The following is a 26,110-nucleotide window of genomic DNA, read 5'->3' on the forward strand; positions in this document are numbered from 1 at the left end:
ACAATACCGTTCGGATATTTCTTGTAGACATTCTTCATTGAAATCATATGTTTGTAACCACCTATATTTACTGATTGCTGCCTACTATTTTTTCCGGCAATATTATTATAACAAGAATTACGACAATACTTCATTACATTCCTATTACAAATTTCTTGTATAAGTCTATGAAATCTTAGAATATGACTAATTTCTTAAAAACAAACTAATAAACACATTTTTATTAACCATAATTAAACAATCCCTCGCCTAATTATCCCTATTCATTCGACGTATTTTTACAAAAAAAAAAAAAAACCAGTGCTGAATTCAGCAATGGCCTTTCCTCTTTATTTTTTAGTTGATAACCATTCTGCAACCACTTCTGCTTCTGCACCCTCAATTATCTTAGGTGGCATTGCCCCTTGTCCATTTAAAATCACATTTAAGATTTCTTCTTGTGAAAGACGAGATCCAACATCATTTATAGCTGGCGCGTTTCCTTGCCCTTCTAAATTCCCACCGTGACAACTAATACATTTGCCTTGTGCAATTTTTTCAGCATCTTGAGATTCAACTACTTCTACATCTTCACCTGTTGGTGCTGCCGTATCGTCATCGCCACCACATGCAGCAAGCATTAATACTGACCCAAAAATAGCTGTTAATAATTTCTTGTTCATCCTTTTCCCTCCTTAAAATAGTCATTTTATTACACTTTAAGTATACCAAATTTAGGCACGTTTGAAACCCTCACCGACTACTTCATAGGCATCTGTTACAATGACAAAAGCAGCTGGATCAACTTTTTTTACAACTTGTTTTAATTTCGTAAATTCTGTTTGATAGACGACTACAAGTAAAATTGGACGCTCTTGTTCCGTATAACCTCCAAATGCTGAAAGTCTTGTCACTCCTCGATTTACATCATTATATATAGCATCCCTAATTTCTTCTTGTCTATTCGTGATGATATATACCATTTTGGATTGGCTAAATCCAAGTTGAATGATATCAATGGTTTTTGTTGTAACAAATAAACCAATTAAAGCATATAAACCTTTTTCAATATCAAAAACAACGGCTGCTGAAAGTACAATAAAACCATCAATTAACATGACGCTTCTTCCAAGAGTAAAACCTGTATATTTCGCAATAATTTGTGCAGCTAAATCTGTTCCTCCTGTTGATGCACGACCTCTGAAAACAATACCTAAACCAACACCAACAGAGATACCTCCAAATAATGCACCGAGTAATGGATTTAGTGTTGCAGGTTCCCAACTTGCTGTTAATAATACAAATAAAGGTAAAGTGAGTGTACCTGCTAGTGAACGAGCGCCAAACTGTTTACCAAGAAAGATAACACCTGCAATAAACAAAGGTATATTAAACGCATATTGCACAAAACCTGGCTTCCAATCAAACAATCCATATAATATAGTACTGATTCCACTAACCCCACCAGAAGCAACTTCATTCGGTAATAGAAACACGTTGAAACCAACAGCGATAATGGCTGCGCCAATAATAATGTACACATATTCTAAAACCGTAGCTACCCACGGATGTTGTTCTTTTTGTTTATTAAGATTCATATAAATCCTTCTCTCTTCATAGAAAATTTCCCAATAGAAGTATAGCAGACAGCTACAGAAGTGGGAAGTTTAGCACAGTGAAGTAAAGTTCAATAAGACTATTCTAGTACTTCGAAAATTCGTATGCATTTTTATTCCACTTCAATAATTTTTCAACAAGTATTTATGGCCTTAGCTTGGACTATATTTTGAAAATGATTTCACGAAACGACAGTTTTTCATTGTAAAAATCAAATCCTTTATCACAACTGTCAATTTATTTAACTGGTTACTGAGAACAAAAAAAGCGAGCACCAACTTCCTCGGTTGCTCACTTTTTCTATTAGTTCATTCTTGATCGTAAATATGCATTGACAAATAAATCGATGTCACCGTCCATAACGCCTTGAACATTACCACTTTCTGCACTAGTTCGGTGATCTTTCACCATTGCATACGGGTGGAATACATATGAACGTATTTGACTGCCCCATCCAATTTCTTTTTGCTCTCCACGAATTTCAAGCATTTGTGCTTCTTTTTCTTCAATTTTCAATGCATATAATTTCGCTTTTAACATAGTCATTGCTTTTGCACGGTTTTTAATTTGAGAACGTTCCTGCTGACAAGTTACGACTGCGCCTGTTGGCAAGTGAGTGATACGTATGGCAGAGTCAGTCGTATTAATATGCTGACCACCTGCACCACTTGCGCGGTACGTATCAACTTTCAAATCTTCCGTACGAATATCTATTTCTATTTCATCATTAAATTCTGGCATGACTTCACACGAAACGAAAGAAGTGTGACGTCTTCCTGACGAATCGAAAGGAGAAATCCGAACGAGGCGATGAACACCTTTTTCCGCTTTTAAATAACCGTAAGCGTTGTGCCCTGTTATACCAAGTGTGACAGATTTAATTCCCGCTTCGTCCCCAGCTAAGTAATCCAAAGTTTCCACTTTGAATCCTTTTTTCTCAGCCCACCGTTGATACATGCGGAGTAACATCGAGCCCCAGTCTTGAGACTCAGTACCACCTGCACCTGGGTGTAATTCTAAAATCGCGTTGTTTTTGTCATATTCTTCACTCAGTAACATTTGCAATTCGAAGTCATTCATCTTCGCTGTGAATTCTTTCATTTCTCTGCCAAGTTCTTCGTGCAATTCTTCATCTGCTTCTTCACGTAATAACTCAAGCGTCATTTCTAAGTTTTCATGAACCTCTACTAAATCATTAAACTCATTAACGATTTCTTTCAACGCATTACCGTCACTAATAACGGCTTGAGCTGCATTTTGATCATTCCAGAAATCAGGCATTGACATGTTTTCATCTAACTCTGCTATACGAGCCTCTTTGTTTTCTAAGTCAAAGAGACCCCCTAAAGTCTGATAATTTTCCAGCTATTCTATCTAATTCATTTCTTACATCTGATAATTCCATCATTATAATATCCTCCGTTGTTTCACACTGCACCGTGACAATGTTTAAACTTCTTGCCACTGCCGCATGGGCACATTTCATTTCGTCCGACAGTTGCTTCACTACGAATAGGCGATTTCTTAACGGTGCCACCATCTTCTTTCGGGTTTACTGCCTGGCCTTTTGCCACTTCTTCTCGTTGCAAGTTATTACGTATTTCAGCTTTCATGGCGTACTTAGTAACGTCTTCTTGAACAGAATCAACCATGGCTTCGAACATTGTAAATCCTTCGTTTTGATACTCACGAAGAGGATCAATCTGCCCATATGCTCGCAAATGAATTCCTTGTCGCAACTGATCCATCGCATCAATATGATCAATCCATTTTGAATCAATCGAACGTAGTAAGACAACTTTCTCAAATTCACGCATACGTTCAGGCGTCATTTCTACTTCCTTGGCATTGTAATGCTCATAGACAGCCGTTTTTAAATAATCGACTACATCATTCTCTGACTTACCAGTTAAATGCTCTTGAGTCACAACTCCCTCAGGCAATAGGTTTGCGAAAGTGAAATCTTCAAGACCTTTCAAATTCATATCGCCTTGCTTATCAGGAGAAACGTGCGCCGCAACTGCTCGCTCAATTACATCATCAATCATCGTTTCAACAAGACCACGCATATTGTCTGTTTCAAGTACTTCTAAACGTTCTTTATAAATGATCTCTCGTTGTTGACGCAAAACATCATCATATTGAAGCAAACGTTTCCGTGCATCGAAGTTATTACCTTCCACTCGTTTTTGTGCGCCTTCAACAGCACGTGTCACCATTTTAGATTGGATCGGCGCTGTATCATCCATTCCAAGACGCGTCATCATTGCACGCATATTGTCAGAGCCAAAACGACGCATTAATTCGTCTTCCATTGATAAATAGAACTGCGTTATACCTGGGTCTCCTTGACGACCTGAACGACCACGAAGTTGATTATCAATACGACGAGACTCATGACGTTCTGTACCAATTACCGCTAAGCCGCCAACTTCAATCACGCCTTCGCCTAATTTAATATCCGTACCACGACCCGCCATATTTGTTGCAATCGTAACGGAGCCTTTATGGCCTGCTTCGGCAACAATTTCTGCTTCATGCTCATGATTTTTCGCGTTCAACACGCTATGACGGATCCCATGTTTCGTTAACAATTTTGAAATTATTTCAGAAGTTTCTATTGCAACAGTACCTACCAAGACAGGTTGACCTGCTTTGTTGCGCTCTTCAATATCATCTGCCACTGCTTTATATTTACCTTCCATTGATGAATAAATTAAGTCTGCACGATCGTCACGAACGATTACTCGATTAGTTGGAATGACAATAACATTCATATTGTAAATGTTACGGAATTCTTCTTCTTCCGTTTTTGCAGTACCAGTCATACCAGAAAGTTTTTCGTACATACGGAAAAAGTTTTGGAACGTAATCGTAGCCATAGTCATGGATTCGTTTTGAATCTCTAGGCCTTCTTTCGCTTCTATAGCTTGATGAAGACCATCAGAATAGCGTCTACCTTTCATTAAGCGACCTGTGAATGAGTCAACAATAACAACGCTATCTTCTTGAACAACATAATCCACATCATTGTGCATACTAGCATGTGCCTTTAATGATTGATTAATCGCATGATTTAAACTAACATGCGTCAACTCGAACAAGTTATCTATTCCAAACGTTTTTTCAACTTTTTCAATACCTGCTTCAGTTAATACAACGCCTTTAGTCGATTCATCATACGAATAGTCTTCTTCTTTTCGAAGTGCGCGAACAAGTGCATTTGATTGCTTATAAAGTTGAGCAGATTTTGCAGCTTGCCCTGAAATAATTAATGGTGTACGTGCTTCATCAATTAATATAGAGTCAACTTCGTCAATTACTGCAAAGTATAGAGGACGTTGAACATGTTCTTCTTTGTACAACACCATATTGTCACGTAAATAGTCGAATCCTAGCTCATTATTTGTCGAATAAGTAATATCAGCTGCATATGCTTCTCGTTTCTCATCTTTATTTAAACTGTTTAAATTTAACCCAACAGTTAAACCTAAGAAGTTATACAATAGACCCATTTCAGCAGCATCACGGCTTGCTAAATATTCGTTTACAGTTACAACATGAACACCTTTTCCAGTGATTGCATTCAAATAAACCGGCATCGTAGACGTTAATGTCTTCCCTTCACCGGTTTTCATTTCTGATATATTTCCTTCATGTAGCGCCGCAGCACCCATTACTTGAACATGGAAAGGGTACATCCCTAGCACACGTTTCGATGCTTCTCTAACTACTGCATATGCTTCCGCTTGAATATCGGCTAATTCAGTCCCTTTAGCAAAAAGACTTTTAAACTCATCAGTTTTAGCACGTAACTGTTCATCAGTTAATGCTTCTATGTCTTTTGCAAATGTTTCAACTTGATTAGCAACTTTTTCTAATCTTTTCAAATCACGCTTATTTAAGTCAAATACCTTATTTAATACACCAAGCATTAGATTCACTTCCCATTTAGTCTCAAACTTTATTTTACCACTGCTCTTATAGTGGTGCAAATAACGGACTTCTCTCTTTCATCTTCTATAAACATTTATTTTTCGATTTTTATTAGGTTTTGCAGCAATATTTTTGTAATACTTTTACTTAAAACAGTCACAATAAATTCATGTACTGCGGTTATTCACATAAGACAAAAAAGAAAGCCCAAGGAAATGGACTTTCTTAATGTTCATAAAATTTAATTTGTTTCGATTAAACCATACTTACCATCTTTACGTTTGTAGACAATATTTGTAGCGTCCGACTCAGCATCAGTAAAGACGAAGAAGTTATGTCCTAGCATATCCATTTGCAAAACCGCTTCTTCTTGATCCATTGGTTTTAATTCAAATTGTTTTGTTCGAACAATTTGGAAATCTTCTTCATTTTCATCTTTGTGCGCCGCTTGTTCAGGAGACTGGAAATTAGCAAAGAATGTACCTACTCCTTCACGTTCACGGAACTTGCGATTTACCTTAGTCTTATGTTTACGAATCTGACGCTCTAATTTGTCGACGATTAAATCAACTGCTGCATATAAATCGTTATGTCTTTCTTCAGCACGAAGCGTTAGATTCTTCATTGGAATCGTAACTTCAACTTTTGTTTGACTATCATTATAAATTTTCAAATTGACATTTGCGTTCGCTTCAACTTCTTCAGCAAAATAACGTTCTACTTTATTAATTTTACTTTCAACGTGCTCGCGAATCGCAGGAGTTACCTCTACGTTTTCACCGCGAATATTAAATTTTAACATGTAAACTCCTCCTTTTATTAAGGCTATGTAAACCTTATTCTACATATCCCCTCTTAACTCCTGCTACAAACTAAAATTTTTTTCGAATTTTGTCGAAAGAAGTCATTTCTTCAGATAATTACGCACGTATAAGTGTCACAGCGATTACTCTTTGAGCACCAGATTTCTTCAAAGCATAAGCGGCATGATGCAGTGTGGCGCCAGTTGTATATAAGTCATCGACTAATAATATGTTCTTATTTTGAACGTCGGTTGTGACTGAAAAAAATAATTCTGAAGACATGCGATCTTTTTTCGATTTTCCTACTTGTGAACGATTTAACGTCTTTGCTAAAACATGTGTGAACGGAACATTTGCTGCAATAAGCAATTGATCTACTTGCGAAAAAGTTCGCATCAGCAACATTTCCGGATGAAGTGGAATAGGTACAATTAGTTCCTGAACTTTATTTAACAATTGAAAATCAGAAACAAAGATTTTTGCTAAGTCCACGTCAAGCTGAAATTTATATTGTTGAAATACTTGTTTCATCCATTCATTGTAGATGTAAATTGATTGGACAGAATCAAGAGCTCCATCATATATTGTCCCTTTCCACTCATTTTCACTCTCTCTATCCTTCATTTTTTCGAATTTAGACAAGCATTTTTCACAAATTACATCAGGCTCTTTAATTAATAAAAGTTTCCTCCATGATGCTATTTCCGAAAATGAAGAGGAACAAATTAAGCAAATCATAATTTAGATCGTTTCTCATTATGTGCTTCTATCGTTGCTTTAGCCTTATCCATCGAAAAAGAAATTCCATGATGAAAAAAAACGATATCGCCATCAGGATGATTAACAGAACGACCAACACGTCCACTTATTTGAATTAACGCGCTACTCGTAAATATCGCTTCATCTGCCCCAACAACCGCTACTTGGACATTTGGAATAGTAATTCCTCGTTCGAGTATGGTGGTTGTAAGTAAACCACACACTTTCTTTTCTCGAAGTTGAAGTACCTTTTCTTTTCTATCTGGATCTTCTGCATGGACAGCTAGGATATCTTGGTGCATCTGCTGAAATAAAGGTAGTGCACGTTCCATTAAGGAAATTGTTGGAAAAAAGAGTAGAAACGGTTGATCATTTTTGAGACATTGTTGTGTCCACCTCTCTAACTTTCGTGAAAGTTTCCCTTTATGCATATGCTTTCTATAGTTCCATAATCCCACAAAACGAGGTACCGGCAATGAAAAACCATGAAAGCGCTGTGATATTAGCGAGATGTTGTCAGCTTGTTCTAAAAGTTCATTAGAAGGAGTTGCAGTTATCGTATGAACAACAGCGTGTGTCTTTTTCGCTTTTTGTACGGCACATTGTAAGGACTTATCCACCGTATAAGGAAAAGCGTCCGCTTCATCTACAAATACGACGTCAAAGGCTTCTTCAAAACGTAATAATTGATGAGTTGTTGCTAAAATTAGTTGAGCATAGTTTGTATGTTCAGGTGATCCACCATATAAAGCATGGATGATTGTTTGCGGAAAGACTTGTTGAAACCTTGGAACGAGTTCGAGCACTACATCTGTCCTCGGTGTTGCTACACATACTCGTTTACCTTGCTTAAGTAAATCAAATATTGCTGGGAATAATAGTTCCGTTTTTCCAGCTCCGCACACAGCGTGTATTAAATGGCTTTGATTTTTATGGATACTATTTAACAACTCTTCTGAAGCTTGTGCTTGTTGAGGAGTTAAAGTCCCAGACCAGCTAAAACTGTGCTCTAAAATTGATTCGATTTTTGGTCCTGTCCAAGTAATTAACTCGGTGCAACTGCTGACTCTGCCCATACGAATGCAATGTCTACAATACAGACAAGTACCGTTACATTTAGCACAGTGATAAGCTGTCAACTGCTTGCTTGCGCAACGTCGACATTGATGATGTTGTTTAGTTTGGGATAGTTGATTCGACTGAATGCCTTTGTGGGGAGTAATAAAACCTTTGTTTATAAAGTAATCGATTACAGATGAAGGAAAAGGGGTATGTTCCTTCAACCAAATTCGACCTGATAAAAAAGCTTGTACGTCTTTCATGAGCATCCCTCCGATATGGATTGAACTCATTCCTATCCACTCATTTTAACCAATAAAAAACCCCGCGTCTATGCGAGGTTTAAGAATAGTTATTTTGCTACATCGCCGATGAAATAAACGCTAGTCACACGCCAGTTTCCATCCTCTTTAATAAAAACGGTCACTTGCCGACCTGTTCGGTCAAGTTTTCCTCCAGTTGATTCTTGCTTAAGTGAAATGGAGAGGGAAGCATAAACTTGTGCTTGGTTTTCATTATATTTAATAACCGTCACATCTTCAGCCGTTCGGTTCACTTCATATTGAGTAAACGTTTCTTTTACGAACTTTTCTTCTCCCTGGTAATCAAACCCTTCAGGTTCAGTTGCGATTACAGACATATATTTCTCAAGATCCTCTTCATTAAAAGCAGTTATATACAATTCAAATGCTTCGGTTAAAGACTTTTTCTCTTCTGCAGGTACATTTTGAGCTTCCTCAATATCAGTACCAACCATTTCAAAACCAACTTCAGATTTTGCTTGATCCTTCACTTCATGTTCCAACGCACTATTTTCACTCGTGGATTCACCATCAGATACTGAACCAGTATCATCACTATTTTCTTTACTCGCACAAGCTGACAAAAGTATTGAAATCATCACAAGCATGATAATATATTTAAATTTCATTATGTTCGTGCCTCCTACTAGGTTATTGTGTCATAAAATTTGAGACCTAACAATTATTATAACCTCTTTCAAAATGGAGACGACACTGAAGTTGTGAAAGTTTCGTGGTGAATCGATAGTATTGCGGTTGCCTATAGAGCTGACTCTCCAAACTAGTTAAGTGAGTCTATATGACTTTGCACAACCTGGAACATCATTGTGTCTAACTGGTTGCCCATACTTTCAACTTGGACAGAATCTTCGTTAACCTGGAACAACACAACGCATCGGACCCAACCTAAAAAACTCAAATAAAAAAAGCCTCTCACAAGGGCAAGCTTGCGAGAGGCCACTAATAGGAATTAACGTACTTCAACCCAGCCATTTTTGATGGCTGTTACTACGGCTTGTGTACGATCATTTACGTTCATTTTTTGAAGAATACTTGATACGTGGTTTTTTACCGTTTTTTCAGAGATGAACAAAGTTTCACCTATTGTTCGGTTACTTTGACCATCCGTTAATAATTGAAGAACTTCGCATTCACGTTTTGTTAATAAATGGAATGGACGACGAATTTCTGATTGATGGAATGACCCTTTGTTTTCGCGTTCGCTTAAGCGTCGGAATTCTGCAACTAGATTACGAGTTACTTTTGGATGTAAATAAGAACCGCCAGCAGCGACAACTTTAATAGCTTGGATGATTGCATCTGCATCCATCTCTTTTAACATGTATCCAAGAGCACCTGTTTTTAGAGCGTGCATTACATAAGATTCGTCATCGTGTATGGACAGCATAATAACTTTAGCTTCAGGATATTTAGCCAATAACTCGGCAGTTGCTTCCACACCATTTTTGCGCGGCATATTAATGTCCATGAGCATTACTTCTGGTACATATTGTTCATATAAGCTTAGTGCATCACTTCCATCATCACCTTCAGCAATCACTTCAAATGAATCTTCAAAATCTAATATTCGTTTAACACCTTCACGGAATAATTGGTGGTCATCTATAATTACAATTTTAGTCATTGTCATTTCCTCCTAATGTATAAAACAAACATTCTATGTTATTCCTCATTTAATGGAATTTTAAACTTCATAATTGTCCCATTGCCAAGTGAGGATTTAATAATCATCTCACCCTTTAATAAATCAATACGTTCTTGCATTCCTATTAATCCAAATGAGCTTTCTCGAGCGAGACGTTGGTCAAATCCAGTTCCATTGTCTTTTACAGTAACCGTTACCATCCTAGGAGTCCATTCAACATCTACCCAAATGTTTTTACATTTACCATGTTTCGTCGCATTTGTTACAGATTCTTGTACTAAACGAAAAATAGCAACTTCAAAATTGGATATGAGTCTTAGATGTTCTCCATGTGAACGGAAGTTTATTTGGCAACCCGTATTATATTCTTCTATATTCATTAAGTATTTTCTGAGAGTTGGCACTAGACCTAAATCATCCAAAGCCATTGGTCTCAAGTCATAAATAATTCGTCGCACCTCTGTCAATGCATTTCGAACCATCAATTTTAAACTCGTGATTTCAACTAGAGCTTCATCTATTCCGTTTTCTCGGTATGTTCGTTCAATTAGGTCTGAACGCACTAGCACATTGGCCATCATTTGAGCAGGGCCGTCATGTATTTCTCGAGATAACCGCTTACGTTCTTCTTCTTGTGCTTCAATAATCTTCAAACTAAAATCTTGTTTTAATTTGGCTGTCTCTAATGCTGGTCCCACATTTTTTAAATCAGATGTTAAGTAGTTGGTTACTACATTTGCTTGCCCAACAAGTTGATCCGCATGCAAAATGGAGTCGTTTAATTCATTTAAACGACGTTCTAAATCATCTCGACGTTCGTGTAATTGGCGATCTTCAGTTCGATTAATGGAAAGTTTAATTTGCAAATCATTTGCTTGTTCATATGCCTCTCGTACTTGTTCTTCTGTGAACGTGTTAAAATGCTTGGACACATCTCCAAGACTTTTACGAGAAATACGTGTCTCTTCTACAAGCAAATCACCTTCTATTAAAACAGCGGCTAATTTTGAATGAACAATCTCCAATTCTTTTTGCATCTGTAATAAGCTTTGGCGATTTTGTTCGCTTATAATAAAGATATCATTTTTGGAACGGTCCAACGTTTGAACCATTTGACTAAAAATATGATTTAGTGAATTGATATCTACCTTTTTCCCAGACATCAGGTATTCTCCTTTGTGTTCAAGTAACTGTTGGAAGAATCACGATGCAATCATTTTCTTCTCTACTATAGTATACGCCATATATGTCAATATTCCTGCAATGACTTGATTAATTATATCACTATATACATAAGAAATTATTAAAATTACATGACAACTAGATGTCATTAGGAGTGAATCAATTGAGAAAAGATTATTTTACTGTAAAAGGGTTAGGCGAATCAGAATTGATTATTCAAAAATCCCGCTTCCTAACCTATGTGAACCGTGCTGATTCGGAACAACAAGCTCAAGCATTTATTCAAGAAATTAAATCACAACATAAATCTGCCAATCATAATTGCTCAGCTTATTTAATTGGAGAGCATGATTCTATTCAAAAAGCTAATGATGACGGGGAACCTAGTGGAACTGCTGGCGTTCCTATTCTTGAAGTATTAAAAAAACAAGGATTGAAAGATACAGTTGTCGTAGTAACAAGATATTTTGGTGGAATTAAATTAGGTAGTGGCGGCTTAATCCGTGCTTATGGCAAAGCAACTACTGAAGGTTTACAAGCATCCATTATTGTGGAACGGCGTCTTCACCTTTTAATGAAGGTATCTGTCGATTATTCGTGGCTCGGTAAAGTTGAGAATGAAATACGTAACTCCACGTATCCATTAAATCGAATAGATTATGCAGAATCTGTGGAACTATTTCTATATGTCCCCGTATTAATGGAAGAGTATTTTTTCGAGTGGATAACAGAAATGACGAACGGCCAAGCTAATATCAAACAGCACTCACAAGATTTTCTCGATTTCGACATATAAAATAACAAATCCTTTTACGGTTTTGATAAATCATTGTATAATGAAGAGGAATGTAGTCAATGACACCTAACTAACTACAATTGGCTTATTGTACATGTAGGATCATTTGCTGCTCAAAGGAGAATTAATTTGAATCGACAACAATATAAATCGTCTAAAGGATCTTCATTAAATAAATCATTAATCATTAAAATCTCACTCTTGTTCATTGCATCGTTACTTATTTGTGTTACGGCTTACGGCATATTCCTAGTTAAAAAAGCGGAAAGTGCAGCTGAAAGATCTTTAGAAAGCATAAATCGAGACAAGTCGAGTTTGCGAGATGAAAAGGTAGAGCCGCTGGAAGATAATATATCTATCTTATTTATTGGTGTTGATGATAGTTCAACACGTGACCAAGGATCAAATACGCGCTCAGATGCGTTGCTCGTGGCTACTTTAAACAACGAAAGTAAATCAATTAAACTTTTAAGTATTCCTAGAGATTCTTACGTTTATATACCAGAAGTCGGCTATAAGGATAAGATTACACACGCCTATGCATTTGGACAAACAGAGGCCACAATAGAAACAGTTGAAACCATGCTTGATCTTCCTATCGATTATTATGTGCGATTGAACTTCGATGCTTTTATAGATATTGTTGATTCTCTTGGAGGTATCGAAGCTGATGTTCCATATGCATTAGTAGAACAAGATGCTCAAGATAAGATATCAATTAACCTTGAAAAAGGCTATCAAGAATTAAATGGAGCGGAAGCTTTAGCCCTCGTGCGTACTAGAAAAAAAGATAATGATATCGAACGCGGAAAACGACAACAAATGGTTTTGGAAGCAATAATGAAAAAATCAGTTTCTGCTTCATCATTTACAAAGTACGGAGATTTAATTGATGCCGTTGGTGATAATATGAAAACAAACATGACTTTTAATGAAATGAAATCAATGTTTGAATACGGTAAAAACGGTATGCCTTCTATCGAACAGTTAAGTTTATTAGGGGCTGACGATACGAGCACTGGTATTTATTATTATCAGTTAAATGAAGAAAGTCTTGCGGAAATTAAAGAAACCATGCAAAATCACTTAGAATACGAGTACAATCCAACAGAGTTAACTTCTGAAGATGAGACTTCGGAATATTCAATTGAAACAGAAGAACACACCCACTCTACACAATCTGAAAGTACTGACCAGCCTTAATTGGCTGGTTTTTTTATAAATAATGAACCCCACATTCATCTTGAATGTGGGGTTCATTATTTATTTATTAGTTACCTAAATATTTATCAAGTTCAGCCAAGACGCTATCAGGTACTGCTAATTTACCACCTAACACATCTACGTACTCAACTCCAAGTTTTTGTAAATGTTCACCAAGTTCTGGAGTAACATTTTTACCAACGATATATACGCCAGAACCTTCTTTAGCTGCTAATACACCACCAGCTAAAGCATCCGCAAAGTTTACACCAGTTGATACATATACTCTCTTAGTTTCATCTGCAAAGAATTCTGAGATGGCAACTGAAGTAGCATAACGTGTAGAACCAGAGATACGGTGACCGTTTGGTACAGAATTTAATACACTATCATTCACTGCTAGTTTACCACCGATAACGTAAGACTTCTCTACGCCAGCTTTCACTAATGCATCTTTTGTAACTGCTGGTAACGACTTGTCACGTGTTAATAGGATTGGCATACCTTGCTCAGCTGCATAGCTGGAAACCGACAATGCATCTGGGAAGTTTAAGCCACTCGCAATTACAGCAGTATCGTATTTACCGAACTTGCTAGCAATTTTAGCAGCTGTTTCATAACGGTCTTTACCTGAAATACGCTCAACTATAATTCCTGATTGAGTTAATTTCGCTAAAACTTCTTTCGAAATCGCGGTTTCGCCACCAAGAACAACTACCTTAGAAGCACCTAAACGTTTAATTTCATCATAAGTTGAAGCTGGTAATGAACTTGTTTTAGAAAGTAACAATGGACCACCATACATATGTGCTAATGGAACACCAGCTAATGCATCCGCATATTGATCTCCGCGAGCTAGAACAACTGTATCTGCTGATTCCCAACCTTTTTGGCTTACTTTTACTGCTGTTTCATAACGATCTGTTCCTGAAATACGTTCAGCACGTAATTCTGATGCAGAGCGATCAACTTTAACTTCTTTCGTCACTTTATTTCCAGCAGCATCTTCAACAACTACATTGAATGTATTTACACCTTTAGCTAAATCAACTGTTACTGCTACTTTTTCATCCGTAGGTGTAAGGAATTTCGTCTCATCAATGAATTCACGGTTAAAGAGAACATCTCCATCCACAGTTACTTTAGCAGCGTTAAAGTTATCTTTAACAAATACGTTGAAATCTAATTTCGCAACATCATTATTTACTACTGATGGAGCGTCATGACCAACCGTTGGTGCTGTAGTGTCAACATAGATAGGACGAGCAATTTCAAACGCGTTGCCATTTACATCTACTGCTTTGATCTTAATATTTTTGTATCCATCAGTAGTAAAGGCTACTGTTGTTTCGAAATTGTAAACTTTTTTCTCTGCGTCATAAGTAAACGCAACATCTTTTCCTTCAACAGTTAGAGTTGCAAGAGCTTCATCCTCCACAGTACCTTTTACTAATACATTTTTCGTATTGTAAAGACCTAATGCAGAAGGTGTCGCATCACCTAAGAAAATAATAGGCAAGTTGTCATCGCCAATTACGTTACCTTCATAACCTACATTGTATGCATGATCGATAGGTACTACATCAATAGATTTTACATCTTTTGCTTCATATCCATAATCACCTAAGTTAACTTCCGTTTTAGATACATCTAGATAAGTTTTGCCAGTTACATCTACACCATTAATGTAAAGTGCATAGAACGCCGTACCAACACCTTCATCTGCAAAATTGAATTTAGCTATGTTAGTTTCAGCGTTATATGAGATTTCTGCAGTTGGCGCAACTGTATCTACATAAACCGGTAGTTTAGTTGACTGCCATTCAGCATTTTCATAGTCCACTTTAGCTTTAAGCTCGTAGTGGTATAAACCATCTGCAACTTTAGCATTTTTAACTTTACCATCCCAAATACGAGATTCATTGTAAGAGTACCAGCTACCATTGCCACCATTGTAGTAGTTTTTACGAACATCTTGTTCTTTATTAACTGAACGTAATTGATTCGCACCAGTGCTATCTAATACATTTGTTTCAAATTCTTTTGCGTTACGTAGTAAAGATGGCAATGCAAGAACATCTTCCATTAGTCCATCATTATTTGGAGACATTACATATACTTCTTTCCCATCCACTTCAATCGTATCTTGGAAATAGTTACCTTTGTCATTTAACATATTCGAGAAATTATTTACATCGAATAGGTATTGATAGAACTTATCGTCACCTTCAAAATCGTCAACGATCTCTGGACGGTCCCACTCACCATAGAAGCCGATATATGGAACGACTAAATCAGGGTTTGTTACATCTTTACTATTGAATTTCAAGAAACCTTCAACGAATACGTCTTGTTCAATTGCTTTGAAAATGTCTTCTCCATCATTATTAAGTCCTGGAACTTTAGCGTCAGTTAAATCGATTGTAACCGTAACATCCACTTTACTATTTGCAGGAACTGTAACTGTTTCTGGTGCAGATACTTTCACGTCTTTTAAGTCACCAGACTGTAATTGGTTGTAGACAGTTTCGCCATATTCTTCGAATCTATCAGCAAGTACTGAAGTGTCTACATCATACTCAACAGCTTTATCTGTTAAGTTTTCAGCTGTAACAGTCATTGTGAATGTTTTGCTTTGGAAATCTTTTACGTTTACTTTTGCTTCTCCAGTAGTTTTATCCGTTACGACAACTGGTGTGTTAACAGCAGCAAACAATTGCATCATACCTGCACCTTGACGACGAGGAGAAACTTCACTGCCGTCTAAACCTGTTGTAATATCAGCAGTGTTCATTAGTAATTTTTTAGCCAAACGTGTACGTTGATCAGCTGTGTAACTGTCAAAGCGCGCATCACCTTTAAGGTATTGTTGAATTAATGCTGCTCCACCTGCAACGTGTGGTGCCGCCATTGACGTACCGCTCATAACCGTATATTTATCGTCATTTACTGTTGAATATATATTTCCACCTGGAGCTGAAAGTTCTGGTTTGAACTCTAAGTCTGGTGTTACTCCCCATGAAGTAAAGTCAGTTGAACGGCCTACTTCTGGATTTTCTTTTTTGTCAGTTTGGTTTACACCTAAAGTAACAGAACCACCATCCTTAAGAACTTCTTCAAGTGCTAAACCTTCAGCACGTGATGATTTCATAAATGGAATATCCCAGCCACCTTGGTCTTTGTAGAATACTGTAGATGTTGAGTTATATACGACAATTCCTGCCGCACCAGCTGCTGCTGCATTAATCGTTTTATCGACAAATGTGAATGCTCCACGCTCAACAAGTACGACTTTGCCTTTAACATCGATTCCATCGTAGTCTGATCTAGCTCCTAATGCAGATTGATTTCCTGATAACGCTTTCAAACTTACTACTTCTACTTCTCCAAGTGTTGTCCAATCATCTACACCGTAACCAGTGATTGATTGGCCATCACCTGATAATGTATGAGTAAACTCATAAACTAAGTTTCCTGTTGCTGCAACTTGCACTGTGTCTTTGTTTAATCCAGGTGAACCAACTAAACCATAATCCGGATTTTGATAATATGGATTATCATATCCGTAGCCGATTGTCCCTGAGTTACCCGCTGAAACAGATGCCACAATTCCATTTGCAACCGCTTTAGAAATCGCTAAATCTTCTGCACTGTTTTCTTCATAGAAAGAAGAAGTTGAACCTAAACTCATGTTCAATACATCTGCACCCAATTTAACTGCATCATCAATAGCCGCTAAATAAATATCAGAGAATGTTGATGGGAAGTTCGGGTCATTACTGAAAACTTTCATCCCAAGTAGTTGAGATTCTGGTGCAACCCCTTTGATACCACCGTTAGTCGTATCTCCGTTTGCTCCAACAGTACCAGCAACATGCATACCATGCATTGATGCATCAGGACCAAGATCCTTAATCGTATCGTTTTGGTCATAGTAGTTATATGCAAAAGGAACTTTTGGCGTATAGAATTTACCAGTCAAACCTGAAGCCGTAACTTCAGCAGAAGTAAGTTCACCTGATGTTGTATTAGTTAACACAAAATCCTTATGATCTGGGTCGATACCAGAGTCTATAACGGCTACAATCATTCCTTCACCTTTATACTTAGCGTCAGCCCAAGTTTGATAAGACTGAATAAAATCATGACTTTTCGTCATATCTGGCGTAACTTGTGGTTTTTCGTATTCATTCGCTAAATAAACTTTTTTTACATTTGGTAAACTTTCAATTTTCTTAACATCAGCAAAGCGAACTTGTCCACTGAATCCGTTGAAAGTAGTTGTATAGTCAAATTGTGCATCGAAATCGATACCTCGAGAAGAAATTGTGTCTTTCAATGACTTATGAGTCTTTTTAAGGCTTGAATCAATGTTTGCTTTTTCAGTTGAAGATAATTCTTTGTAAAGTAAACCTTTTCCAGTTGCAACTTCAACAGCAGAAGATCCCTCTACTTCGACAATAACGCGAACTTGATCGTTTTCTTTCAAATTAGCTTTTAAATCTTTTTTGTTTTCGAACTTTTTCTCCGAAAGTTGTTTCACAAGCTTTGCTTTTTCATTCGATAACACATTTAGTACTTTTGAATCTTTTTCAAGATTCGTACTTGGAGCTTTTGTGGTAGTTTGTGCCGAGATAAAAGAAGCGTTGCTAAGTACAAGACCTGTTGCTAAAAATGTAGATAGATACTTTTTCCATACTTTTGAACCATTTACCAAAATAAATTCCTCCCTGGAGTTCACTATTTACAGCAGAGAAAATAAAGACTTTTTATTCAGTTTTATATTCCTCGCATTACAAATCATACCAAATGGACCTTATCATGGTCAATCTATTTTTTGATAATTTAATATATTGAAAACCGCATTGTAATCAACGTGTAACCTAAAATTTATAGTGTTAAAGCTTAGAGTCTGTTAAAATTAACAATGGTAACTAGAAGGAATATAGTATCTTGTTCGGAGTGAACTTATTGAAAAGAAATCTAACCATATCTGGTTTATTGCTCATATTAGCAACCCTCATATTAAAATTTTCAGGTCTTTTACGTGATATGGTTTTGGCCTATTATTTTGGAGATTCTAATGAAGCAAGTGCGTATTTAGTAGCATTTATATTGCCAAATATTTTCATTCTATTTTTTGCAACAGGAATGAAAAATAGTTTTGTGCCGAGTTACATTTTAGCGACAATAAATAATAAATCTGAACATCACTTTTCACAAATAATGCGAGTTACTACCATATTTGGACTAAGTGTCACAGCTATTGGCATTGTATTCTCGCCAATTATTTTACCCAGAATGTATCCTGACTTTAATGCAGAAACGATACAGCTAACAATTACCGTAGCGACTATCTTTTTTGTGTCAATAACCTTCTCCGCAATGAATTCTGTGTATGAGGCATATTTGGATGCTGAAGGTCGCTATTCTATTTCTGTTTTCTCACAAACCATTGTGATCACATCGTCCATATTATCAGCGATATTATTCTCACAACAAATAGGTATTTATGCTTTTGCATATGGTTATTTAGTTGGAGCAATTCTCTCATTTTTAATAAAGAGGTTTTTCTTTATCCCAAAAAATTCTCATATCATTGGTGGCAAGCTCGATAAAAACGAAATCAAACCATTTGTTATGATTTTTATTCCAGTAGGTATTACAGTGATGGTTGGTCAAGTAAATCTCATTATTGATACCATTTTTGCTGGACAATTTGCAGAACAAGCTGTCTCTTATTTAAATTACGCTAAAAATATTGTACATTTTCCACAAGCTATAATTGGTGTTACGATAGGAACCATTATTTTCCCAGTCCTTTCGAAGGCAGTAGCGAATAAAGATAAGCAACAGTTTAACAGCAGTGTAGAAAAAGGATTAATGCTTACACTCTTCTTAATACTTCCTGCAATTGCAGGAATGATGTTATTAATGGAAGAATTAATTGAGATTATATATCAACGAGGGGCCTTCACAGCTCAAGCAGCGTCGGCAACCGCTACCGTCGCTTATTTTTATGTTGGTTCTGTATTATTTTTTAGTTTACAAAACACAATTAATAAAGCTTTTTATGCAAAGCAAAATGGACATATTATTTTGCGAATTAGTATCTTTTCCGTTTTCCTAAATATTGCACTTAACTTCCTATTTATATACTGGTTAAAATCGTATATTGGGATACCACTAGCTTCTTCAGTCATGGCCGCAGTTTATTTCGGTTTAAATATTATTGTCTATCAGAAAACAGAAGATCGCTTGAACTGGACGTATTTAACGAAAAGTACAGCAAAAGTATTACTCTCTTTAGGAATAATGATTGCTATTTTAATGTTGTTGAGTACTTTGTTAAAAGACATGCATCCTATAGTAAATATCTTAAGCACGAGCATTATTGGAGCAATCGTTTACCTGAGTTCCAGCTACATTCTTAAAATTGACGTGTTTTCTGATGTAGTTAAACGATTTATGAAAAGGAGCGTGTAAGGGAATTGAAGAAACTACTCATTAAAGCATTGAATCCTCTAGCAATTCCTTTAACAAAAATTATTTTAAAGGGCTTTTACAAAGGCAATCTTCCGGTTACTAATCTAGAACAATTAAAAAATGTTGTCGTTTTCTCACCACATGTTGATGATGAAACAATTGGGCTCGGAGGCACTATTAAAAAGTACGCGGATCAACAAACAAAGGTTCATGTTATTACTGTGACAGACGGTGGGAAAAGTAATCGACACGTCAATAACTTATCGGCCATGCGTAAACAAGAATTAAAAGTAATCCAACCTATACTTGGTATTTCATCACTTACCTTTCTAGAGTATCCAGATGGTCATGTGAATCAAGTCCAGTCATCCGAAGACTTCATAAAAGTAATAGAAGAGTTCAAACCTGAAATCATTTATACAACTAGTTTTGTTGATGCACATACGGATCATACTGCAACAGCTCATATACTTGCGGACGCATTAAAGACAGCTAACCATCAACCGAGGATGGTTCGTCAATATGAAATTAATTGTCCAGTCCCTCCCGAATTTATTAACTGCGTGATTGATATTACAAATGAAAATAAAGCGAAGCAGCAAGCGATAACATATTTCAAATCTCAAGTAATTGCATTTGATGGATTTATATTATTATCAAAACTCAAATCATCCATTATTTCACAAGGACCATCAATCGTTGAAACATTTATTGAATCTTCTGTTGCCAATTTCATTAATCAATCAGACTTACTAAAATCGAATAATTCATTAGATTTTTCACATGATTTTAAACAAGCGAATCGCAGTTCAACATTATTACTTGCAGTATTTAAAAATTTAGAAAGAAAACGAAAGATTTATCGAAAACTTCAGAATCTTTCCTAAAATGGAGGTCACCATGCGACAGAACTACACCAAATATTTACCTTATACATGGCCAATTATTATGGTCATTTTAATATTAACCGCTTATAGTATGAACTCCGTACTTGGTTATTTTGTTTCTATAGTACTTTTTATTGTAGCTTTGGCTAGCCCTAAGAAAGCCATATTACTACTATTTTTGTATGTACCACTTCGACCGTTTCTTATTGAATTAAATCCAGCCTTCCGTTTAGCAGGCGATTTGATGATTGTAGGAGCTTTTCTACATGTAGTCTGGCAATCTCGCCATAACTTACGCTCTCTATTTTCATTTCAGCTCTTTGAATACGGATACTTTGCATTCTTAGCAATTGGTTCAATTTCAGCACTTTTAAATAATATTGGATTTATACCAGTAATTCTCCAGCTTCGAGCATTTATCATGTTTTACTTAATTTATTACATCGTAAAACGACTTGATATTAGAAAAGAAGATATTTTACAAGTCTTGCATGTTTTTATATGGACAACTCTTTTGATTCTCGTACAAGCGTTGACAGAAAAACTATCCATAAGAGGATTATTCATGCCGGAAGCATGGAAAGAACTTCCTCTATCTTCTAAAAATAGAGTTCGAGTTTATGGAATGCTCGGCAATCCAAATGTATTAGGTATCTATCTAGGTTTTGCTTACTTTATATTCTACTATGCAAAGAAATATATTTTGCAGTATAACAAAATATGGATGCAAATTTTGCAATACTTCACCATTGGTATTTTTGTCTTAACATATTCTAGAGGAACTTGGATTGGTTTTTTAATCATCGCTGTTGTGTATGTTCTTGCCTCACATAATTTGGCGTTAATTAAAACGATAATCATTCAAGTGGCTATTTCTCTCGTTGTTATTGTCTTGCCAATTAACTTAATTACTGGCTTGATAGAGAATACTTCCATAGGTCAAGAAAAAGTACAAAACATACAACAATTTGATGTCGGTGGTAGCTCAGGCTTCGTTGATCGTTTGGGAAGTACATTTAATGATGATACAATTACAGGCAGTCAAAGTTCGGGACGTCTATTTATTGTAAAAAAAGGTTTTGAAATTTTTAAAGATTATCCAATTATCGGTACAGGATTCTCAACTTTCGGAGATTCTTCGTCATTGTCCCGAATTTCCCCTATTTTAGTTAAATACGAAATTGATAGAAAGTTCTATTCAGACAATCAGTACATTCAAATTATTGTTCAAACTGGTGTCCTTGGTGTGATAAGTTTTACAGTATTCTTGCTGGGCATGTTATACGCGCTATTTAAGACGAAACGCTCAAAATTAGCAAAATTAATGATTGGTGTTGTATTCGGCGCTTTCTTTATGGGACTTGTTTATAACTTATGGGAAGCAGACGTGTTTACGTTGGTATTCTTTACTTTACTAGCCGTCTCTTTAAATAGCCAGTCTCGATTCCAATCAATTCATGAAGATCTTACAAGGGGTTGAATAGATGATTCGTTCATATATGACGGGTGATGAATCAGGCATTAATACTTTGTTTGAATCCGTTTTTCAAAAAAAGCGTTCCTTGACCGAATGGCAATGGAAATTCGAAACACTTAGTTCCAATTTTCCAATCATCATTGTCGCTGTAGAAGACAATCAGATAGTTGGACATGCAGCATGCCTATTGTTTGACGCTGTTAATGTCGATGGGATGCCAATCCTAATCGGAGAACGAGTTGATATTATGGTACATCCTAATTACCAAGGACTTGGAATCTATTCTAAAATTGTGAAGGAGCTAATAAAAGAAAGTGAGAAACAAAATGCAGCATATTTATACGGGTTCCCAGCTGAAAAAGCTAAGAATATCTTCATCACGATTGGTCAAGCTACAGATTTAGGAAACATCAACCGATACGTTTCCTTGAATCTCCCTTCTTTACGTAAAAATAAGCAACATCAATTGATGAAGACGTTACCCGAATTTGATTTGGTGAATATGTCCAATATTGATTTTGACTCTACAATTTATGTAAAACGTTCAAAAGCATTTCTAAAAAATCGCTTTATAAAGCATCCTTCAATTGACTATTATGTATATCAATCAGATTTATCCTATGTAATTTACAGAATTGATCGATTAAAATCAATCATTCCGATCTATTCAATAGTAGATATTTTAGCTGTAGATGAGGTTGCTGTATTAGCAAATTTTAAAAAAGCTATAGGTTTTGGTGTTGTCTCAACTTGGGGAATTCCAAACAGCCCATTAGAGAAAGCACTTAAGAAAACCGGATTTAGCGTTCAATCGAGTCCAATGCCATTTGTCGTGAAAACGTTAAAAAATCATGATTACGGTCAAACTTTTAACAACTGGCGTATATTACAAGGTGATGTAGATTCTTTTTAAATATCTACTTATGCGAAGTTGATTAATAATTAGAGGTTTAATTGTAGGATGAACAAGGTTTATTCAGCTCATATTATACATAACATATTTTAATTCTTGCATAAATAGAAAAAAAACCCCGATGACAATTTCCTGTCATTGGGGTTTTTTGGTACTTTTATTATTCATAAATTGCGTAGTATGTGTCGTCAGAAACTGCAAGTTTACCACCAGTAACGATATATGTTGCTGACGGATTTCCGTCTATATATTCTTTTACTTCAGTAGGAAGTTCTGCAAGACCAACTAACAATACCGGTGCATCGTATTTCGCCGCTAAAACACTACCTGTTAAAGCATCAGCAAAGCCACTACCGCTGGCTACGAATGAAGCCCAAGCATCACCGTGAAACGTTTCAGCTACAGCAACCGATGTTGCATATCGTGTTTTACCTGAAACACGAGTTGCCGCTGGTAGAGCGTTTGCAACTGCTTCGCTAACTGCTAATTTACCACCAATAACATATGATTTTTTAACATTTGTTAATGCAGCTTTTGTAGCAGCTGGGATACTATCAGTTCGTGTTAAAAGAATTGGTGTAGATGATTGTGCTGCGTAAGATCCAATAGATAATGCATCTGGGTAATTTAAACCAGATACTACAATTGCTTCTTCAGGTGTACCAAGTTCACGAGCGACTTTTGCAGCTGTTTCGTATCGGTCTCCGCCTGCAATCCGGCGAACAGAAATTCCTATATCATATAAACTATTTACTACTTCTTTAGAAATTGCTTTAGATCCGCCCATTATAACGACTTTCTTCGTTCCTAGACGTTTTAATTCCTCTACAACGCTCGCTGGAAGTGAATTTGTACGTGTTAATAAAATTGGTGAATTTAATTGGTATGCTAATGGACCAGCAGTCATCGAATCAGCAAACTCATCACCACGAGCAATTACGACTGTTTCAGCCGAACTAAATCCAGCTTTTGAAATTTCTACAGCTGTCTCATAACGACTCTTACCAGCTAAACGTACTTGATTAATACGCCCTTCACGATCACCATTAATTGTATCAAGACCTTGAATGTAGTTAATGAATGTCTCCCAGTCAGCATTCCCTGGCTCACTTACTTTTCCAGTGTCATAGGCAGCTTTAAACATTGAGTAGCCATCTCCACCTTTAGCAGTGAACGAGTTTGTAGCCACTTTATATGTTTCTTCTGAATCTAAAAATGTTAAGTCGCCTACTTCATCTTGAACAAAAGCAGAAATGACACGACTACCTGCTTCTTGAGTGTTGTCATAATTAACAACTAAACCTGCAACATGTAAAAATGCACCTGATTCTTTAGGTGATTGACTAACACTATGCTCAAGTGCTGAATAAATAGCATCACCTGATAACTCCATAATTGCCAATGAATTCCCAAATGGCATTACTGTTAGAACTTCACCTACAGTTATATCTCCTTTGTTAATTGAAGCGCGAATTCCCCCACCGTTTTGAACAGCGATAACTGTATCTTTATCAATCTTTTTTGCAGCATCTAACATTCCATCTGTCATTAAGTTTCCAAGATTTGTTTCACCAGTACGAACATTTCCACGTTCACCATCTAAGACAGAAGTTGTGGAAACACCTGTTGATTCATTTTTCACTTTTTCTATATCATCTGAATAAGGCTTTAATTTAGCAGCAGCATCCGCATCCTCAGTAGCATCTGATACCGTGTGTAGTTTAGATGTGTGGCTAGTAAGTTCGCCAGTATCATTAAATGTTACATTTAATTCACCTAAGAATTTATTGTATTCATTTGCTTGAACGATAATTGTGTTCGCAGCGTTAGCACGATCAATTAAGCGACCCCCATCAAGTTTAGTGTGGGTGTGACCTCCTACGATAATATCAATATCAGGTACTTCATTTGCTAATGTTAAATCGTTATCATAGGCATCATCAAAACCTAAATGAGTTAATGCAATGATTTTATCAACGTCATTTGCTTGTAAATAAGCAACTGCTGCTTTAGCTTCTGCAATATACTCAGTAAATTCCACAGATTTAGGACTTGAAATAAACTCTGTTTCTGCTGTTGTTAAACCGAATATTCCAATTTTTTCTCCGTCAACTTCTTTAATAATCCCATCAAAAACCTGACCTGATTCATCATTTCCACCAAATCCATTAGTTTGTAAACCTGCAAATAATGGATCAGCTGTAAATGAAGTATTTGCACTAATTAAAGGAAAATCTGCATTTTCAACAAAATCTGCTAGTGCTTTATGTCCATCTGAGGAATCCCCTAAATCAAATTCATGATTTCCAAATGTCATTGCATCGTATTGCATCATATTCATAAATTCTAAATCTGCTTGACCTTTGAAACTATTAAAGTATAAAGTTCCTGAGAATACATCCCCAGCATTTAATAATAAATTATTGGGGTTTAATGCACGTAATTCCTTGACCAATGTCACTGTCTTGGCGACATTGTCTAAATTAGCATGTGTATCATTTGAATGTATAACGGTTAATGAAAAATCATCTCCTGCTTTAACTATTACAGGATTACTAAAACTAAATAAGCTTGCTGTTAAAATAGTTGAAGATAAAATCGATATGAACTTTTTATTCATTTTCCACCATCCTATGTTTTTTTTTGGTTTTCAGACCTAAATTTATTATAGCAAATATTACTAGTTTAATTGTAAAAACTATGTAATTACTATGTAAAATCTAGATTTGAAAGCGCTCTCATTCAGGTATATTTTAACAATTTATTGCGAGAATTTCAAGCGTTATTAAATTATATTTTTCTAGTAATAATGAGTTAACCGCAGTTTTCTAGCTTGAATAAATAATGGAACATTCAATTCTTATCCGTTTTTATTAAATTTCTCGTTAAAAAATACCCATTTCGTCTAGCAAAATGGGTATTTTTTAATTATTGTTCGTAAACTTATTCTATTAGATATTTACAATAAAAACATTGTCATTTTTGGTGATTGGAAGTCAACAAATATTAACGAATCTCCATTAGGAAAATGTCTTTCAGTGACTG

General features: G+C 36.1%; 18 protein-coding genes. 6 read left to right on the forward strand and 12 right to left on the reverse strand.

The window, feature by feature from the left end; translation table 11 throughout:
• Nucleotides 1-329: 329 nt before the first annotated feature.
• The 10 genes from cccB to C406_RS0108625 all read right to left on the reverse strand — a co-directional run bounded on the left by cccB (nucleotide 330) and on the right by C406_RS0108625 (nucleotide 11,284).
• Nucleotides 330-662, reverse strand: coding sequence for a cytochrome c551 (cccB, locus tag C406_RS0108580; RefSeq protein WP_017380198.1), 333 nt, complete (start codon nucleotides 660-662; stop codon nucleotides 330-332).
• 51 nt (nucleotides 663-713) lie between these two features.
• Nucleotides 714-1,577, reverse strand: a complete 864-nt coding sequence (locus C406_RS0108585; protein WP_017380199.1) for a YitT family protein — start codon at nucleotides 1,575-1,577, stop codon at nucleotides 714-716.
• A gap of 322 nt (nucleotides 1,578-1,899) precedes the next feature.
• A protein-coding gene (gene prfB, locus C406_RS0108590; RefSeq protein ID WP_155966714.1) for a peptide chain release factor 2 occupies nucleotides 1,900-3,001 on the reverse strand; the annotation gives its coding sequence in 2 pieces (ribosomal slippage) (nucleotides 1,900-2,928 and nucleotides 2,930-3,001; 1,101 coding nt in all).
• 22 nt (nucleotides 3,002-3,023) lie between these two features.
• Nucleotides 3,024-5,531, reverse strand: coding sequence for a preprotein translocase subunit SecA (secA, locus tag C406_RS0108595; RefSeq protein WP_017380201.1), 2,508 nt, complete (start codon nucleotides 5,529-5,531; stop codon nucleotides 3,024-3,026).
• A 242-nt stretch (nucleotides 5,532-5,773) separates the two neighbouring features.
• Nucleotides 5,774-6,334 (reverse strand): ribosome hibernation-promoting factor, HPF/YfiA family, encoded by a 561-nt coding sequence (gene hpf, locus C406_RS0108600; RefSeq protein WP_017380202.1) that lies wholly within the window; start codon nucleotides 6,332-6,334, stop codon nucleotides 5,774-5,776.
• 118 nt (nucleotides 6,335-6,452) lie between these two features.
• Entirely contained in the window at nucleotides 6,453-6,959 is a 507-nt protein-coding gene (locus C406_RS0108605) for a ComF family protein (RefSeq protein WP_237740531.1), read from the reverse strand.
• A 110-nt stretch (nucleotides 6,960-7,069) separates the two neighbouring features.
• A complete protein-coding gene (locus tag C406_RS0108610) occupies nucleotides 7,070-8,416 on the reverse strand; it encodes a DEAD/DEAH box helicase (protein ID WP_017380204.1) in 1,347 nt (448 codons plus the stop codon).
• Nucleotides 8,417-8,505: 89 nt separating this feature from the next.
• A complete protein-coding gene (locus tag C406_RS0108615; protein WP_017380205.1) occupies nucleotides 8,506-9,084 on the reverse strand; it encodes a DUF4440 domain-containing protein in 579 nt (192 codons plus the stop codon).
• A gap of 341 nt (nucleotides 9,085-9,425) precedes the next feature.
• Nucleotides 9,426-10,100: a response regulator gene (locus tag C406_RS0108620; RefSeq protein WP_017380206.1), complete on the reverse strand. Its 675-nt coding sequence runs from the start codon at nucleotides 10,098-10,100 to the stop codon at nucleotides 9,426-9,428.
• Between the two features lie 38 nt (nucleotides 10,101-10,138).
• Nucleotides 10,139-11,284: a sensor histidine kinase gene (locus C406_RS0108625; protein ID WP_017380207.1), complete on the reverse strand. Its 1,146-nt coding sequence runs from the start codon at nucleotides 11,282-11,284 to the stop codon at nucleotides 10,139-10,141.
• A 182-nt stretch (nucleotides 11,285-11,466) separates the two neighbouring features.
• Between C406_RS0108625 and C406_RS0108630 the strand changes: the two genes are divergently transcribed.
• Both C406_RS0108630 and C406_RS19405 read left to right on the forward strand, forming a co-directional pair.
• On the forward strand, nucleotides 11,467-12,099 hold the full coding sequence (locus tag C406_RS0108630; RefSeq protein ID WP_017380208.1) for a YigZ family protein: 633 nt from the start codon (nucleotides 11,467-11,469) through the stop codon (nucleotides 12,097-12,099).
• 129 nt (nucleotides 12,100-12,228) lie between these two features.
• Nucleotides 12,229-13,302: an LCP family protein gene (locus C406_RS19405; protein WP_017380209.1), complete on the forward strand. Its 1,074-nt coding sequence runs from the start codon at nucleotides 12,229-12,231 to the stop codon at nucleotides 13,300-13,302.
• 67 nt (nucleotides 13,303-13,369) lie between these two features.
• On the opposite strand, the gene C406_RS21245 is transcribed toward C406_RS19405, so the two are convergent.
• Nucleotides 13,370-18,019 carry a cell wall-binding repeat-containing protein gene (locus C406_RS21245; protein WP_017380210.1) on the reverse strand — a complete coding sequence of 1,550 codons (4,650 nt, stop codon included), beginning with the start codon at nucleotides 18,017-18,019 and terminating at the stop codon, nucleotides 13,370-13,372.
• 245 nt (nucleotides 18,020-18,264) lie between these two features.
• On the opposite strand from C406_RS21245, the gene murJ reads away from it, so the two are divergent.
• The 4 genes from murJ to C406_RS0108660 are packed head-to-tail and all read left to right on the forward strand — an operon-like array spanning nucleotide 18,265 to nucleotide 23,065.
• Nucleotides 18,265-19,788 (forward strand): murein biosynthesis integral membrane protein MurJ, encoded by a 1,524-nt coding sequence (gene murJ, locus C406_RS0108645; protein WP_443146801.1) that lies wholly within the window; start codon nucleotides 18,265-18,267, stop codon nucleotides 19,786-19,788.
• A 5-nt stretch (nucleotides 19,789-19,793) separates the two neighbouring features.
• Entirely contained in the window at nucleotides 19,794-20,675 is an 882-nt protein-coding gene (locus C406_RS0108650) for a PIG-L deacetylase family protein (RefSeq protein ID WP_017380212.1), read from the forward strand.
• A gap of 13 nt (nucleotides 20,676-20,688) precedes the next feature.
• Nucleotides 20,689-22,155 (forward strand): O-antigen ligase family protein, encoded by a 1,467-nt coding sequence (locus C406_RS0108655; protein ID WP_017380213.1) that lies wholly within the window; start codon nucleotides 20,689-20,691, stop codon nucleotides 22,153-22,155.
• 4 nt (nucleotides 22,156-22,159) lie between these two features.
• A complete protein-coding gene (locus tag C406_RS0108660) occupies nucleotides 22,160-23,065 on the forward strand; it encodes a GNAT family N-acetyltransferase (protein WP_017380214.1) in 906 nt (301 codons plus the stop codon).
• Between the two features lie 160 nt (nucleotides 23,066-23,225).
• Here the strand turns inward: C406_RS0108660 and C406_RS19870 are convergent, their stop codons facing one another.
• Nucleotides 23,226-25,685 carry a cell wall-binding repeat-containing protein gene (locus C406_RS19870; RefSeq protein ID WP_017380215.1) on the reverse strand — a complete coding sequence of 820 codons (2,460 nt, stop codon included), beginning with the start codon at nucleotides 25,683-25,685 and terminating at the stop codon, nucleotides 23,226-23,228.
• Nucleotides 25,686-26,110: the final 425 nt, after the last annotated feature.

The organism is Paenisporosarcina sp. TG-14 (assembly GCF_000297555.1).
Classification (GTDB): Bacteria; Bacillota; Bacilli; order Bacillales_A; family Planococcaceae; genus Paenisporosarcina; species Paenisporosarcina antarctica.